The sequence below is a fragment of the Streptomyces sp. NPDC058812 genome (genome assembly GCF_042744565.1).
Classification (GTDB): Bacteria; Actinomycetota; Actinomycetes; order Streptomycetales; family Streptomycetaceae; genus Streptomyces; species Streptomyces thinghirensis.
On sequence record NZ_JBHYOB010000079.1, the window covers coordinates 543 to 1,374 of the forward strand.

Sequence of the window (832 nt, forward strand, 5' to 3'; positions counted from 1 at the left end):
AGCTGAATCAGGAGAGCAAGCATCTGCTTACCGAGCGCGTCCTCGACCAGCTGCGGCTGGCGGGCCCATTCGGCTCGGAAGGCCTCGCGGAACCGTTCGGTGTCGGCGGCGATGCCTCGCTGACGACCGGCCCGCTTGAGCGCGGTCTGTAACTGTGTGCGCGTGAGGCGAGCGGCCTTGGCCGGCGTCGGGGCCAGCTTGAGGAGCTGGTAAGCCTCGGGTCGGCAGAGCCCGTTCTTCCAGGGTTCGACGGCCACGAGAGCGGCCGGGTAGTACTCGCGCAGCAGGGAGCGGAGCTGGTTGGCGATCTGCTGGCGGTTCCAGGTCGCGTCCTGCTGAGCGCGGGCGAGGACGGCGACGGCGCGGGCCAGATCGCTGTCCTGCGGAAGCGGCCGATGAGCGTGCATGTCGGTCCGCAGCACGTTGGCCAGGACCAGAGCGTCGCCCGGGTCGGACTTCTTGCGTGAGACGGAATGCCGGTCTCGGTAGCGGGCCGCGGCCATCGGGTTGATCGCGAACACCGGTCGTTTGCCGGTCCGCAGCACCGAGACCAGCAGGCCCCGGGATGTCTCGATCGCGACCGGGATCGGGGCCTCCTCCGTGTCGCCGTACTCAGCGAGCAGATCCAGCAGGATTTTGTAGCCAGCGGCGTCATCGGTGATGTGCCGCTTGGCCACCAACTGCCCGCTGTCGTCGACCAGGGCGACGTCGTGCGTCTTCTCCGCCCAGTCGATGCCGCAGTAGATCAAAATCTTCGGGTGTTCGTACTGGTCACGAGCTCATGCGGAACCACGCAGCGACCTAATCCAAGGACTCGACACGAGGTCGGTCC

Annotated in this window: 1 protein-coding gene; it reads right to left on the bottom strand. The window is 67.2% G+C overall.

Going from position 1 to position 832, the window contains the following annotated elements; all coding sequences use genetic code 11:
- Positions 1-752: IS110 family transposase (locus tag ACFW48_RS38760; protein ID WP_386323386.1), on the bottom strand; the 752-nt coding region annotated here is incomplete at its 3' end.
- Positions 753-832: the final 80 nt, after the last annotated feature.